This is a genomic window from Leadbettera azotonutricia ZAS-9 (assembly GCF_000214355.1).
Classification (GTDB): Bacteria; Spirochaetota; Spirochaetia; order Treponematales; family Breznakiellaceae; genus Leadbettera; species Leadbettera azotonutricia.
The window spans coordinates 280,424-294,123 of the sequence record NC_015577.1; the positions used below are offsets into that span (position 1 = coordinate 280,424).

A 13,700-nucleotide genomic window follows, 5' to 3' on the forward strand; every position below is an offset into this window, starting at 1 on the left:
CCATGGAAACGCCCATTGCCGAATTTGTCCGGAAGGTAAGAAACAATATCGAAAAAGTTTTCCTCGGGAAGACCCCGGTCATCGATATGATCATGGCTGCCTTTTTGGCGCGGGGCCACGTGCTTTTGGAAGACGTGCCTGGCACCGGGAAGACTATACTTGCCAGGGCCTTCGCGGCCAGCCTCGACTTGAGCTTTGCCCGCATCCAGTGCACGCCGGATCTCCTGCCCGCCGACATACTCGGCGTCTCAATCTGGCATCAGGACGAGGGCAGGTTTGTGTTCCGCAAAGGGCCAATCGTGAATCAGTTCGTGCTGGTGGACGAGATCAACCGGGCGACCCCCCGTACCCAGTCTGCCCTGCTCGAAGCCATGGCAGAGGGCCAGATTTCTGTTGAAGGGAACCGCCTCCCCCTGCCCGAGCCTTTCTTCGTCCTGGCTACCGAAAACCCTGTTGAATATGAAGGCACCTTCCCTCTGCCGGAAGCCCAGAAGGACCGTTTTTTGCTTTCCCTCCCTATAGGCTATCCCGATGCTGCGTCCGAAGCCAGGATGCTCGAAGACCAGCGCCGCATTACCCATCCGGTAACAGATTTGCGGGCTGTTGCAAATGCTGCCGAACTCGGCCCCCTGCAGGAGGCTGTCGCCAAAATCCATGTAGATCCGCTGGTGCGGAATTATCTTTTGGCGCTTATAGAGGCCACCCGCCAGGACACTGGCCTTAGGGCTGGAATTTCGCCCAGGGGCAGCCTTGCCCTATACCGGGTATCCCAGGCCCTGGCGGCCCTCAGGGGCAGGGACTTTGTAACCCCCGAAGATGTCAAGGAAATGGCGCCTCCTGTTTTCCGCCAGCGCCTCATCCTTTCTTCCGAAGCCCTGGTAAGGGGCATAAAGCCCGACAGGATCATTGCTTCTGTCCTGGACAGGGTCCCGGTGCCCGAATACCGTTCCGCATGACAGAGGAAAAAGGGAGATGGGCTTCCATTAAAACCGGGGGCAGCGGCTTCTTGATTGCCGGCATCCCCTTGCTTCTCCTCCTCTATATCTTTACCCCCCAGCGTTTGATCCAATTCGCGGCGCTTTTTCTCCTTGTCATCGTCCTCGGCTCGCGGATCTACAGCGAGTACCTCATACGCAGCATTTGCCTCTTTAGGCGTGACGGCGAACTCCGGGGCTTCAGGCATGAGTGGATCGAAGCGGAACTTTCTGTAGAGAACAGGGGGAGGCTTCCTGCCTTCATGCTGGCAGTGGGGGACAATCCGGGGAGGCTCGCGGTTTTTAGGGACAACAAGATACTCTGCACCCTGGGCGCCAGGAGGCGAAGGATTTTCAGGTGGCAGGGTTACGGTTCAAGCAGGGGCGAGTTCAGCCTTGGGCCCGCAATAGTCCGGGGCGCAGACCCCCTGGGGCTTTTTCCTTTCACTTTGATTTCGGCTGAGACGACCCATCTTTTTGTGTACCCTGCGCCGGGCTTTTTAAATCTTAGGCCGCCGGGCGGCATACCCCTGGGCGCATTGATTACCGCCAATCCTTTTGACGAAGATCTTACCCGCTGCCGTTCCCTCAGGGAGTATTACCCCGGCGACGAAATGAGGCGCATCAACTGGAAAGCCAGTGCCAGGATGATAGCCCAAAGCGGAGGCAATGGCTGGGGCGGCCTCATGGTAAATGAATACGAATCCACCCTTTCGTACCCTTTGGTGGTTTTTCTTAACGCGGACCCCGCAGAATATCATTTAAAAACCAGGGAACTCTACCTTGAGCGTGCCATCGAAGCTGCTGCGGCTGTCTGCCTCATGGCCTCCCGGGAACGGCAGACCCTTGGCTTCATACTCCACACAAAACGAGGCCAGTTTGGCGAAGGCGTGATCAGCCCCGCTGCGTTCACCTTAATCCCCATACTGGAAAGATTGGCAGTATTTGCGCACAGGGATCTTGAAGAAAACGAAAAAAGCATTGATGATACTGAATTAAGCGTAACGCTGCGCGGCAGTACGGCGCGTATGCTGGATGAAGGGAAATTCCTTCCCTTCGGGACCAGGCTGGTTTATGCGGGCTCCGGCCTTGAGGAAAGCGATTATCAGGCTCTGGGCAGTTTGAGGCGCTATCATCTTACCCTGGAGTACCTCTGCCTGGACGAAAAGGCCCTCCCGCCCCCAGGGGAAAGGGGTTTTAATCAATACCAGATGAAAGAGGCCGGCTATGAGATTCTCTAGCGAAGATTCTGCCCCGGCGGTTCCGGTTTTGGCAGAACCTGTTGCCGAAAAGCCCTTCTATGCGGTACTGGCTGTCTATATCCCCCTGTCGGCTATGCTCTGCCTCCTGCCCCTAACCGGGAGAATCATTGGGGCGCTCTATATGATGGCTGTTTCCGGAGAATCCCCGGATGTTCGCCTTCCCTATGGGATCTGGTATCTCGCAGCATTGCTGTCGGGCCTTGCCGCATCGGGCTACAGCGCATTGATGAAAAGGGCCAAGGGGGATCATGGGGCTTCGGATTTCCGGGGGGGTGTCATTGTGCTGATACTGGCTTATGCCCTGGGTTCGATTCTTTATTTTAACCGTCCCTTTGGGATGCGCTTTTTCCCGTCAACTGCAAATGTACCCGCTTCCTTTGTTTCTCTTGTCTCCTGGTTCATGGTGCTTTCCATTAAGAAGGTATTTGCGGAACGCGGGCTTTTTGAATCCCATGCAGCAAAATACCATGGCGAAAAGCTCAGGGCCCTTATGCTGGAGGACTCTGTCTTGCTGAGCGACGCTGACAAAAGCCTTGGGAAGCTCATGGTTTTTTATGGTACAACCCTGGTGTTCACCTTATTGCTTGGCTTTGCGTGTGCAGGTCTTGGGGCAAGGCTGCCCCTTTCCCTGCTGGCTGCTTTAATCCTGCTCTTTATTGCGGGGATTTGCCTCCAGGGTTTTTTTGGGATACTGCGCCGTGAGTATGCTTTTGCAACCGAAGGGATAGTCCTGCCTTCAGAAGACCGCGCCCGCTCCCTGCCGGCGATAGGTTTTTTTGCCCTTGTCGCGGCAGGGCTGGGCATCCTTCTCTCTTCCGACACAAGCCTCCTCCCGCCGGGCATCCTGGCTGCTTTCTTCCGCTGGTTTTTTTCACTCATAGCCCGGCTCTTTAAACCCGCTCCCCCTGGGGAATATCTCCCTCCCATGGCAGAATTTATGCCGGAAATGCCCGGACTGCCCCCGGAATTCCTTGAAGCAGCGGCGCAGAAAGAACCCTGGCCTTTTTGGGATTATGTAAAATACGGCTTGATTGCATTGGCGGCTTTTCTTTTCCTCTGGTTCATGGTGTACCCCCTCCTCTCCCGTCCCCGATCTTCCCTTGGAGGAGTGTCCCTGCTCGAAAAGTTTCGCCGTTTCCTTGTCCGCTGGTTTGCAAACTTCGGCAAGGGTTTGGCTTTTTTCTTCGCTTCGATAAGGGGAGGGGGAGTAAAAATGGGGAAGGCTTCGGAGTCGGAAATACGCCGTTTTGCCGATGACTTCCTCGCGGGCTACAGCCCTGCCAAAAGACGGGAGATGCGCCGCAGCGTTACGCTTTTCGCCCGCCTCATACTGTGGGGATCTGAAACCCTCAAAGTGTCCTGGAAGGCTTCTTATGCGCCCGGAGAATTCTGCACCTTACTGGCGGGGAAATCTAGTGCTGCTAATCCCGGCGAAATGAACTCCGCCGAAAAAGGCTCGGCAATAATCCGCTGCGGAGAGCTGTTTGAGAAGGCCCTTTATGCGGCGGCGCCTCTTTCTGCTGATGAGCAAGAGGAGTTTAAGGGGCTGGTGGAGGGGATTACCCGAACTCCCTCACCGCTCTAAACATCTCCACGATATTTTCAGGCGGCACATCGGCCAGGATATTGTGAACCTGCTGGAACACGAATCCACCGTCTTTGTTGAGTGTTTCAAGGTTCTTCTGTACATGAGGGCCTATTTCAGCGGGTTTTCCGTGGGGCAGTACGGAGCGGGTATCGCAGCCGCCTCCCCAGAGGCTGAGTTTGCCGAGGAGTTCCTTTTTTAGTTCTGCTAGGTCCATGTCCTTGCAGGTAAACTGCACGGGGTTGATGGCGTCCAGGCCGGCGTCTGCAAGCAGGGGCATGAGGGGACGGACTCCGCCGCAGCAATGGAGGCATATCTTCATTTCCGGGAAACGGTCGTGGATGTATGACCACATGATTTTTTCCCCGGGGTAGAAAAATTCATTGTAAAGCCCGGTGGAGAATTGGGGGCCTGTCTGGGTACCCATGTCGTCGCCGAAACCTATGATGTCAATGTAATCGCCTACGGAGTCGAGGTAGGCTTTGAGGTTCGCCATGTGCTTTTCCATCACTGTATCAAGGAATTTATGGATTCTTTCGGGGTTCGCCAAAAGATCCGCCAGCATATTGTCCATGCGGAAAATATACTGGGCGGTCTCCACAAGATTGCCGCCGAATATGCCGTAAATCGCCCTGTCAGTATTGCTGCGGGTTTTGGCCGCTAATTCGCGGAATTGTTTTGAGCCCGCCGGGCTTTTGTAATCCATGGGCATGGGAGGGCAGGGCACCATCATCCACATCACATCGTTTACAATCTCATCGTAATCGGAAAAATCATCTTTTTCAAAATCCTCCGCCAGGGGGAATACGGTCTGTTCGAAATAGTAGCCTGTCAGGGGCTGGCGGCCCACCATTTTTCCGTTTGAATTGTAAATGTAATTGCCGTCTTTTCCGTGGCGCACGTCAACCATGATGGGAACCTTGCAGGGGGTCCCGTCAAGAAGTTCGAAATCTTTCCAGTATTCAGGCTTCTTGTCAAAATCGCAGCCCAGCTGAAAAGTATCCACATCGAATTTGTCCAGTACATCCTGCTCGACTATGGCAAGCTGCTGGATGAGATCGTATACATAAAGGGGGCTTGGAGAAAGGCCGAGATATTCGCGCAAATTCCTGTAAGCCGCGACATTGATGCCGCTTGATCGGTGGGCGTTAAAATCAATAGGAACCCTGTCGGGCTGTTTGAAATTCAATGCTGCCATTACTCGCTGTCTGCCGGTCATAATCGCTCTCCTTATTCAAGTCCTGACTGCATGGAAAAACCTTTGATAAAGTATTTTCGCAGGGCAATAAAAAGCAAAATTGTGGGAATAGAAGTAAAAATAACACCCGCCATCATCACGGGGATTTTTCCTCCCCCTGTGCCTGTGGACTGGGCCACTGCAACCATGATGGGACGGACTTTTTCGCTGGACGAAAGGATCATCCCAAAGAGGAGATCGTTCCATATCCACATGCCCTGGAATAGGGCAACTACCGCAGTGGGCGCTTTAAGCTGGGGCTGGTATATGCGGAAGAAAATACCCACTGGCCCGCAGCCGTCTATCATGGCGGCCTGCATAATTTGATCGTCAAGGTTGAGAAAATAGCCCCGGTACAGAAAGGTCGCAAAGGGGGTACAAATGGCGGAGTAGAGGAGTATCATACCGAATTTGGTGTTGTATATTCCGAGCCAGTTATAGGTGCGCAGCAGGGGAATAAGGTAAAGCTGGAAGGGGAATATGGTTCCGCTATAAATAAGGAGGAATATAAAAAAGCTGCCTCTGGGTTTAAGTTTTGTTACCGCGAAGGCTGCGGTTGATGAAAGGAGTATGCAGAAAATTACTCCGCTCACTGCATAAATAAACGAATTCAAAAAATTGATGTGGAGATGATAATAAGAAAAAACTTCTTTCAGGTTATTGATGAATTCAAAGCCCTTGGGAGGCTGGTAAAATTTCGTATTTATGTATTCTGCGGGGGTCTTAAAGGCCACCATGAGGGTCGAAATAATCGGCAATAGCCATACCGCGCAGAGCACAATAAGGATAAGGTAAACAACAATAGTACCAATGGTGATTTTCTTTTTTGTCATTTCCTTCCCCTTATTTATTATCCGCATGATCCACCGTAGAGGTGGCCCGCATGTAGATTGCGGTTATGGGGAGGATCAGGAGGGTGAGGAATACGCCAATGGCGGCGCCGAAACCCTGATGATTGCGCTGGAAGCTTTCGACAAACATATTCACCGCCAGGGTTTCCGAAGACCGCACAGGCCCTCCCCTGGTCATGATATAAATGAGGTCAAAGGCCTTGAATGAATTGACTATTGCCATTCCTACTACCACTGTAGTAATGGGCTTGAGCATGGGAAAGGTAATGTGGATAAACGTCTGCCACTTGTTGCAGCCGTCAATGCGGGATGCTTCAATCTGCTCGGAAGGAATCGATGTAAGCCCCATAAGGAACATCACAAGGTTGACCCCAAGCTGCTGCCAACTCCAGGCAATGAGAAGGGATATATTATTAAGGGGCATTTTATAAAGCCAGTCGATTTTTGTTTTAAAACCCACCATAAGCAGAATTTGGTTTAGCACGCCGTATTCTTTGGAATACATATACCACCAGATTGCCCCGACAGACACAAAGGAAATAGTCAGGGGCATGAAAAAAACGGATTTGAAAAAGTTTTCGCCCTTGATGCCGTTGACGAATACGGCGATGAGAAGCCCTACGCCCACGGAGAATACAATGGTAAACACCACCCAGAGTACGGAATTGAAAATGGATCGGACAAAGTTGCTGTCCTTAAACATGTTGATATAATTCCCAAAACCCACAAAGCGCATTACCGAAAGGCCATCGCTCTCAAAAAGGCTGAGATAAATATTCCTGAACATGGGGACAATGAACATAAACGTTACCACCGCAACTGCGGGGAAAGCGAAAATGTAACCCCACTTCTGAAAAAGCTTATTCAAAACACACCTCTGCATTTAATGGCAGGCCAGCATTGCTGCACATAAGCCCGCATTGTGAGCCAGTTTCAAAATTGGTTATTTTGAAACTGGCTCTTGTTAAAAAATCTTACTTAAAATACGCGTCGCAGAGTTTCTGGATATCTGCCGTGATTGCCTGAGGGGTAGCGGAGTTCACAATGAATTCCTGGAATTTTCCGTTTACCTGCAGCATCAGCTCTGTGGGCATGTTTTCCCAGAAGCGGGTAAGGGTAACATAGTTGCCGCCTACAATCTCTTTCTGGACAGCCTGTTTCATGGGCGAAAGGAAAGAAATGTCGGCTTTGGAATTTACCGGGAAGCTTTCAGTCTGTTTTGCGAGGAAGCTGTTGCCCACGGGGCTCATCCAATAATCAACAGCCTTCAGTGCGTCTGCGAGATGAGGGGCGTTCTTGGCGACCAATATGGGGGAAGGCTCGAGGATAGCGCGTTTCCTGCCGTCACGGGTCTTGAGGAAGAAGAAGCCTACCTTGCTTTCGGGAACACCAAGGTCGATGAGATTGGTCTTGTAGAACCAGGTGCCGCCTATAATCTGGATCAGCTGGTTGTCATTAAAGAGCCTGGGCACATCGCTGAAGTAGTTGACTGAAGGATCGGTAAAGTAGCCCTTGCTAATCATGTCTCTCCAAATCGTGAAGATTTCCACGGCCTGGGGATCGGTCCACTTCTTTTTGCCTGTACAGAGATCGTTGTAGAGGTCGGGGTTAACAGATGAAGCGATTTCTTCAAAAGTGATGAAGGCGGGCCATTCGTCAACGATGGTCTGATTCAGCGGGATTTTCCCCGCAGCTTTGATCTTCGCGCAGTTGGAAAGGAATTCGTCCCAGCTTGCAGGTTCTTTTAAACCCAGCTGCGAATAGACTTCTTTGTTGTAATACACCAGCCAGTATTCAAGACCCCAGGGAAGGGCGTAGAGCTGGCCATCGATGGTGAACATGTCCCTGATGCCCTGGGAATAATCGGCTTTGTACTTGTCCCATACCGCGGTAGTGGGCGCCAAAAGCCCGCTCTTCTGCAGATCCTGTATCCATGCGCCGGCCCACCATGAAAAGAGATCCGGAGCCGAATTGGTGGGAAGGGCTGAACGGGTTGCCGCGGTGTACACATCCGTTGAAGGATAGCCTACGACTTCAAGGCCTACGCCGTTGACCGCCTTGAGTTCTTCCCCGGCTTTCAAAAAGTAGGGTTGATAATCAGGGGCGCCGGTTTTGTCGTGGGTGATCCTGACGGTAGCCGCAGCCGCTGAGCTTGAAGAGCCTGCCGAGGACGATGACTGCCCGCCCCCGCCTGCGGCGAGGGGTTGGGTCAGGACGATTGCCAACAGGGCAACCAGGGCTGACATGAGCACTGTCTTTTTCATAATAACCTCCAAAAAATATTTATAAGCACTTAGTGCCTATTAACACACTCAACGCTCGAAATGGCGTTCCATTACTAACGCTGTAATCCCTATGAGCTCCGCATTTATGGGATACCGCGCAGCCAGCACATTCACATACCTTGTGTCAGGGGCGAACATGAGGCGGTTAATCGACTCCTGCAGCCTCGGGATAATGAGATCCTCCCCCAAAAGGGCTGAGCCCGAAATATAAATGCACTGTATATCCAAAAGCGCAATGGCGCTGATAAGGCTCGTTTCAAGGTACCTCAAGAGCCGGTCTATAACCGTGCAGGCGAAGCCATCTCCATGGCGCGCCTTGCTCACAATCTCGTTCCAGGTGATATCCGGATCGCCGCCGTTTTCCCTGGCATATTCGATGAGAGCACTGATGGAAGCGTATTCCTGGAGGCAGCCGCTCATGCTTTTTTTCCCCAGGGAATCCCTGTCGACCACCATGCCCCCCATGAGCCCTGCAAGGCCGCTCGCCCCCTGCCAGACTTTCTGATCGCTTACCACGCAGCCCCCTATCCATTCGTTCAATATCATATAGAGGAAATTGGTATAGCCCTGCTTGTTGCCGTAGTAAAGTTCGCTCAAAGCGCCCACATGGGTTCCCAATTCCAGATAGGTCGGGATACCGAAGGCCTTGTACAAAACCTCCCCTATGGGAATATTGACAAGGCCCTTAAACCCGCCTGGCGGTTCCAGGATTATCCCCCGTTCAGGGTCAAGGGGCCCGGGAGCTGAAATGCCTATGCCCCAGATTCTGTCCTTCCATTCATCGTTCACAAGCTTGGTGCATATATGGAGGATGGTGTCCATAAACTCGTCCGCCGCTTCTGTGGGGGAAATCTCGAAACGCTCGGATCTGAGAATGCTGCCGTTGAGGTTGACCATGCCGATCTCGGTAAAGCCCCGCTCCACAAAAACCCCCAGGGTCAGGAGGGAATCGGGCACTATGCGCAGAAGGCCGGCCCGCCGGCCGGCCGCAGTCTCGATTTTGCCGCTTTCCTCCACTACCCCCTGGCGTATGTATTCGTTCACCAGATTGGTGATGGTCATCTTGCTCAGCTGGGTGTGCTCGCAGAGCTGGGTTCTGGAACAGGGCCCGAACATGGAAATAGCCCTCAGCACCAGGTACTTGTTGCTCTCATTCATGGAATGATGATTAACGCCCTTCAAACCTGTCCCCCTATTCGTAAAAAACCTTTACCCAGAACCTGGCCAATCTTGAATTCCCCAAATTTTTGCCAAAAAATCCGGAAATAGCAAAATCTTGCTAAAATATTCACAATATTTTACTGATTTTAGTGTAACATGGGTATTTCCGGCTGTCAACGAATTTTTTCAATTAATATAAATTATTTACAATTGGAAAGAAACCCGCAAAAGATGCCTCTTGCCGCATGAATTGCCCGCCTTGCCCAAGCCCTCCCTCCCTGCTATGCTGAAAAAAGCATGAATGGAAACGAAGCAGCCCAGGCGCTGATCGACGGTGTTTCCCGGGTGATACGGGGCAAGAGAGAATTTCTCGAACTTCTGACCGCCGGCATACTCGCCGGGGGCCATGTGCTGTTGGAAGATAACCCCGGGCTGGGCAAGACCACGGTGGCCAAGGCCATTGCCCGCCTTATCACCGGGGACGAAGGCCGGCCCCTCCTCTTTAAGCGCATTCAGTTCACCCCCGACCTTTTGCCCTACGACATTACCGGGGTCGATGTATTTGACCCCGATAGCCGGAGTTTCCGCTTTGTGCCCGGGCCTGTGCTGGCCAACATCGTGCTGGCGGACGAGATCAACCGCACTACCCCCAAGGTGCAGTCGGCCCTCCTCGAGGTGATGGCTGAACGCCAGGTAACCATAGGCGCTTCCACCCACAAGCCGCCTGAGCCGTTTTTCGTCATTGCCACCCAGAACCCCATCGAGAGCGAGGGAACCTTCCCCCTGCCGGCCGCCCAGCTCGACCGTTTTATGCTGCGCCTTTCCCTGGGCTATCCTGACCGCGAATCCGAGCTTTCCATACTTGAAGATAACCCTTCGGAAAATGTCCTGAATGAACTCGAGCCGGTGTTGAGCGCCGCCGATCTGCTTGCTGCCCATAAGGCCGCAGAGGCGATGTTCTGCCATCCATCCCTCAAGGAAGCAGTGGCGGACATAGTGCGGGACACAAGGATACACCGGGGCTTTACGCTGGGGGCTTCCCCTCGGGCGGCCCTTCATCTTCTTGAGGCGGTCAAGGCCCTGGCCCTGGTTAAGGGCAGGGACTTTGTTTCTGACGAGGATCTTTCCGCACTGGCGGTTCCGGTTCTGGCCCACAGGGTCAAGCTGAGGGATCCCAGGGCCCAGGCCGAAAAATTTATCCGGGAGATATGCCTTGCACGGCTTGAGGGAATCAAAACCCCGGCCTAAGCCCGGCGCTGCGCCGGCAGGCATCTTGCGCTTCATTCCCAAGCCCAGCACTCTGGAGTTTTTTGTTATGCTTATAACGGCTCTTGCCTTTACCGCAGGCCATCTCCGCAAGGAATTGGCCCTGAGCCTTTTGGGCGCAATTTTTCTCACTGTGCTGGTTTATACGTTTCTTATTGTATTGGTGCTCAGCCTTGTCCACAAAAAGCAGGCTTTAAGCTTTTCTGCGGATGTGATAGCCAAGCTTGTTACTGCCGGCGGGAAGGCTGAGGCCCATATTGCCAAAGATACCGAAAAGCGGCGTTTTTTTCGTCTTCCCGGCTGCCTTATCAGGTATGAATTTGCCTTTGAAACAAAAGATCAGCGGCATATACGCCATGTTTTTGATCCGGACATTCCGGCAGGGCGGACTTTTTTTCCTGTGAAGGAACGCGGCTGCTATTTCGGCGATTTTGATGTTTTCTCCATCAGCGATGCGCTTGGCCTTTTCAGCATTGCTTTTCATTTGCCCAGGGACAGAAGCCCCAGGCTTCTTGCAGCCCCCCGTGCAGCGGCAGAAATAATTTCCCTCCCCATAAGATCAGGCGGCGCTGAACAGAGGATAGAACCTCATTACCGCAAGACGGAAGATCTGACCGATCACAGGCCGTATGTGCCTGGCGATGATCCCCGGCGCATCAACTGGAAACTGTACGGCCACGGCCCTTCAGGCGAGCTTTTTGTGCGGGAAGGGGAAAGCGAGCCGCCTCCTCGTGCGCGGATAATACTGCTTGTGGACACCCAGGTTGATCCGGGGCTTTATACTGTTGAAGAAGGGCGAAGGGGTGTGGATAATCTCTGCGAAAATGCTTTGACGGCAGCGCTGGAATTTGCTTCACGGGGCATGGATATGCTCATCGGCTATACAGGCGGAGCCATTCTTGGAGAAAATGAAGCGTCCGGCGGGATCGCCCCCCATGATCTGGCTGCTGCCCTTGCCTTGCCTGCCGCCCTGCCGCTTTCGTCAATGGAAAATTTGCCCGAAGTACCCCGCGACAGGGGCGTATTGCTGCTTGCCTTGCCCCGATCGTCTTCAGAGCCATCGGCTTTGGATCGTTTTTTAAAGGAAAGGGATTCCAAACAGGGGCTGGATTTGTTCTTCCTTTATGATCCCGCTAATTCCAGGGTTGCTGAATTGGAAGAGGCGGCTAAAATATGCGTGAATCTGTATGGAAGAAAACAATTTGCCGGGGCAGTTAAGGCCACCCCAGCAAAAAGCACTAATTCAAATAATTGAGCTGGTTCCAAAACTCGGTTAGTTTTGGAACTGCTTCAATTGAAATCAGCTTAAATTATTTTGCTTTCTTGGTACTGGGCTTGCGTCCGCGTCCGACAGCTTTTTTTGCACCAGCAGGCCTTCCGGCCTTTTTGGGAGCAGCGGCTTTTTTTGCGCTTTTGGGGGCAGCTTTTGCACCGGGGGCAGGCTTTTTAGCCTTTTCAATGCTCTTAAGGATGCTCTGAAGTTTGGAATCCTTGGCATTTTCAGCCAATTCGTACTTAGCCTGAAGGTCAATCCAGAAATCCGCTCCGTTCCCGAAGAGCTTCGCAAAACGAAGGGCGATAGGAATGGAAATCTTGATCTTGTTCAGGGTGATTTGCCGTATAGTGGACTGGCTTAACTTGACGGCAACTCCCACTTTCGAGGGGTTAAGCTGGTACTCTTCCAGGAACGCCTTAAGAACTGTTCCAGGATCTTTTGCAGTGATTTTCGGCATGATTGCTCCTTGCATAAAAATATTTTATTAACCAAATATACACTATTTGGTTTTTTTATTCTAGTACTTTTTGAATAATAATGATAAATTATTTAAAAATTTTTACTATTTTCTATGTTTTTGCACGATTTCGCGGATTTTTTGCGCATTATCAAGTTGTAAAGCCTTATATTTTCCTTACGCTGTTGCGAGGGATCAGTTTTCCTGCAATTAAAATATTTTCGGGCGGATCTTCGGTGATACCCGCCATCCGCAATGCCAATTTTTCCACCGCTCTGCTCCCTATATGATGAGCAGCAACACGTATGGTGGTTAAAGACGGATCGGACAGCTTGCTTGAAGGAAGATCGTCAAAGCCAATGACGCTGATTTCCTGGGGTACCCGGTAATTAAGGGACTTCAGAGCCGCCATGCAGCCATAAGCTGCAATATCATTAAAACAGAAGAATGCAGTGGGCAGTTTTCTAAACCGTTTGAGGTATTTTGAAATATCCCTTGTCGAACCATCGGTGGTAGAATCAACACTTATGATGAATTTTTCCTGTACCGGCAGCGAGAAATAATCCATAGCCTCAAGAAAACCCAATTCGCGCATTTTGGTATTCCGGGTTTCGTAGGTGCTATTGATAAAGCCAATACTGCGGTGGCCGTTATCGTAGAGGTATTGAATTGCGCTGAATACCCCGTCAAAATTATCAATATCAATACAATCGTAAACCGCCTTTGGGAAATAGGTGTCGATAAAAACCAGGGGCTTGTAAATTGCAGAAAAGTAATTCAATTCGTGGGCATTGAGTTCCGTTCCCAATACTATGAATCCGTCAACTTCCAGGTCTTTTTGGGCGTTCACCATGTCCTGAATCGGTACCTTGTTAGAAAAGGAGACCTCTACTTTATACCGCCGTTTTTCAGCTCCCGCCTCAATGCCCTCCATATATTCGGCTATGAAGGCATTGTGCTGTTCATTAACGGTATGACCATGCTTCGCAACTTTTAAAAATTTGATCCTAATAGCGTCGTTTATCAGGTAATTTTCAGTAAGGATGCGCTTGTACCCCATTTTTGCGGCAATGGTAAGTATTTTTTCCCGTACTTCAACACTAACCCCGGGTTTATTGTTGAGTGCGAACGATACAGTAGAAAGGGACACTCCCGCCTCTTTGGCGATGTCCGCAATACGCGGTGACATTATTGTATCTTAATAGGGATTGGTTTTTTTAGTCAATGTGAAAGGTTTGACCTGTCAAGCGCAAAAAACGCCAAAAATTCCTCGATCAGGAAAAAATTCGCTTGACAAATACTATTTCAGGGTTTACCATCTTATATGAAACAAAAATATTTTAGTA

Annotated in this window: 12 protein-coding genes; 5 read left to right on the forward strand and 7 right to left on the reverse strand. The window is 51.3% G+C overall.

Annotation, left to right across the window (positions count from 1 at the left end; all coding sequences use genetic code 11):
* Positions 1 to 2 precede the first annotated feature (2 nt).
* The 3 genes from TREAZ_RS01200 to TREAZ_RS01210 are packed head-to-tail and all read left to right on the forward strand — an operon-like array spanning position 3 to position 3,821.
* Positions 3 to 956 carry an AAA family ATPase gene (locus tag TREAZ_RS01200; RefSeq protein WP_015709961.1) on the forward strand — a complete coding sequence of 318 codons (954 nt, stop codon included), beginning with the start codon at positions 3 to 5 and terminating at the stop codon, positions 954 to 956.
* Complete coding sequence (locus TREAZ_RS01205; RefSeq protein WP_015709962.1) at positions 953 to 2,215, forward strand: DUF58 domain-containing protein; 1,263 nt, start codon at positions 953 to 955, stop codon at positions 2,213 to 2,215. The genes TREAZ_RS01200 and TREAZ_RS01205 overlap by 4 nt, the downstream gene beginning before the upstream one ends.
* Positions 2,202 to 3,821 carry a hypothetical protein gene (locus TREAZ_RS01210; protein ID WP_015709963.1) on the forward strand — a complete coding sequence of 540 codons (1,620 nt, stop codon included), beginning with the start codon at positions 2,202 to 2,204 and terminating at the stop codon, positions 3,819 to 3,821. The genes TREAZ_RS01205 and TREAZ_RS01210 overlap by 14 nt, the downstream gene beginning before the upstream one ends.
* Here the strand turns inward: TREAZ_RS01210 and TREAZ_RS01215 are convergent.
* The 5 genes from TREAZ_RS01215 to TREAZ_RS01235 form a co-directional block, all read right to left on the reverse strand.
* Positions 3,796 to 5,040 carry a uroporphyrinogen decarboxylase family protein gene (locus TREAZ_RS01215; protein ID WP_015709964.1) on the reverse strand — a complete coding sequence of 415 codons (1,245 nt, stop codon included), beginning with the start codon at positions 5,038 to 5,040 and terminating at the stop codon, positions 3,796 to 3,798. The two genes, TREAZ_RS01210 and TREAZ_RS01215, sit on opposite strands and share 26 nt — an antisense overlap.
* 11 nt (positions 5,041 to 5,051) lie before the next feature.
* The gene (locus TREAZ_RS01220; RefSeq protein WP_015709965.1) at positions 5,052 to 5,891 is read right to left on the reverse strand and encodes a carbohydrate ABC transporter permease; all 840 of its coding nucleotides are present in this window, start codon (positions 5,889 to 5,891) and stop codon (positions 5,052 to 5,054) included.
* Positions 5,892 to 5,901: 10 nt separating this feature from the next.
* A complete protein-coding gene (locus tag TREAZ_RS01225) occupies positions 5,902 to 6,777 on the reverse strand; it encodes a carbohydrate ABC transporter permease (protein WP_015709966.1) in 876 nt (291 codons plus the stop codon).
* 106 nt (positions 6,778 to 6,883) lie between these two features.
* The gene (locus tag TREAZ_RS01230) at positions 6,884 to 8,173 is read right to left on the reverse strand and encodes an ABC transporter substrate-binding protein (RefSeq protein ID WP_015709967.1); all 1,290 of its coding nucleotides are present in this window, start codon (positions 8,171 to 8,173) and stop codon (positions 6,884 to 6,886) included.
* A gap of 48 nt (positions 8,174 to 8,221) precedes the next feature.
* Positions 8,222 to 9,376: an ROK family transcriptional regulator gene (locus TREAZ_RS01235; RefSeq protein ID WP_015709968.1), complete on the reverse strand. Its 1,155-nt coding sequence runs from the start codon at positions 9,374 to 9,376 to the stop codon at positions 8,222 to 8,224.
* Positions 9,377 to 9,652: 276 nt separating this feature from the next.
* On the opposite strand from TREAZ_RS01235, the gene TREAZ_RS01240 reads away from it, so the two are divergent.
* Together TREAZ_RS01240 and TREAZ_RS01245 are read left to right on the forward strand one after the other, a co-directional pair.
* The gene (locus TREAZ_RS01240; RefSeq protein WP_015709970.1) at positions 9,653 to 10,603 is read left to right on the forward strand and encodes an AAA family ATPase; all 951 of its coding nucleotides are present in this window, start codon (positions 9,653 to 9,655) and stop codon (positions 10,601 to 10,603) included.
* On the forward strand, positions 10,569 to 11,876 hold the full coding sequence (locus tag TREAZ_RS01245) for a DUF58 domain-containing protein (RefSeq protein ID WP_245535073.1): 1,308 nt from the start codon (positions 10,569 to 10,571) through the stop codon (positions 11,874 to 11,876). Before TREAZ_RS01240 ends, TREAZ_RS01245 begins: the two co-directional genes overlap by 35 nt.
* A 55-nt stretch (positions 11,877 to 11,931) precedes the next feature.
* Here TREAZ_RS01245 and TREAZ_RS01250 read toward each other — a convergent pair whose 3' ends face one another.
* A complete protein-coding gene (locus TREAZ_RS01250) occupies positions 11,932 to 12,354 on the reverse strand; it encodes a HigA family addiction module antitoxin (RefSeq protein WP_015709972.1) in 423 nt (140 codons plus the stop codon).
* 166 nt (positions 12,355 to 12,520) lie between these two features.
* Complete coding sequence (locus TREAZ_RS01255; RefSeq protein ID WP_015709973.1) at positions 12,521 to 13,543, reverse strand: LacI family DNA-binding transcriptional regulator; 1,023 nt, start codon at positions 13,541 to 13,543, stop codon at positions 12,521 to 12,523.
* Between the last annotated feature and the right edge of the window lie 157 nt (positions 13,544 to 13,700).

What these genes read in the sequence shown, in the direction of transcription:
- TREAZ_RS01200 (WP_015709961.1), top strand. Translation starts at nt 3, where the DNA reads ATGGAAACGCCCATTGCCGAATTTGTCCGGAAGGTAAGAAACAATATC.
- TREAZ_RS01205 (WP_015709962.1), top strand. Translation starts at nt 953, where the DNA reads ATGACAGAGGAAAAAGGGAGATGGGCTTCCATTAAAACCGGGGGCAGC.
- TREAZ_RS01210 (WP_015709963.1), top strand. Translation starts at nt 2,202, where the DNA reads ATGAGATTCTCTAGCGAAGATTCTGCCCCGGCGGTTCCGGTTTTGGCA.
- TREAZ_RS01215 (WP_015709964.1), bottom strand. Translation starts at nt 5,040, where the DNA reads ATGACCGGCAGACAGCGAGTAATGGCAGCATTGAATTTCAAACAGCCC.
- TREAZ_RS01220 (WP_015709965.1), bottom strand. Translation starts at nt 5,891, where the DNA reads ATGACAAAAAAGAAAATCACCATTGGTACTATTGTTGTTTACCTTATC.
- TREAZ_RS01230 (WP_015709967.1), bottom strand. Translation starts at nt 8,173, where the DNA reads ATGAAAAAGACAGTGCTCATGTCAGCCCTGGTTGCCCTGTTGGCAATC.
- TREAZ_RS01240 (WP_015709970.1), top strand. Translation starts at nt 9,653, where the DNA reads ATGAATGGAAACGAAGCAGCCCAGGCGCTGATCGACGGTGTTTCCCGG.
- TREAZ_RS01250 (WP_015709972.1), bottom strand. Translation starts at nt 12,354, where the DNA reads ATGCCGAAAATCACTGCAAAAGATCCTGGAACAGTTCTTAAGGCGTTC.
- TREAZ_RS01255 (WP_015709973.1), bottom strand. Translation starts at nt 13,543, where the DNA reads ATGTCACCGCGTATTGCGGACATCGCCAAAGAGGCGGGAGTGTCCCTT.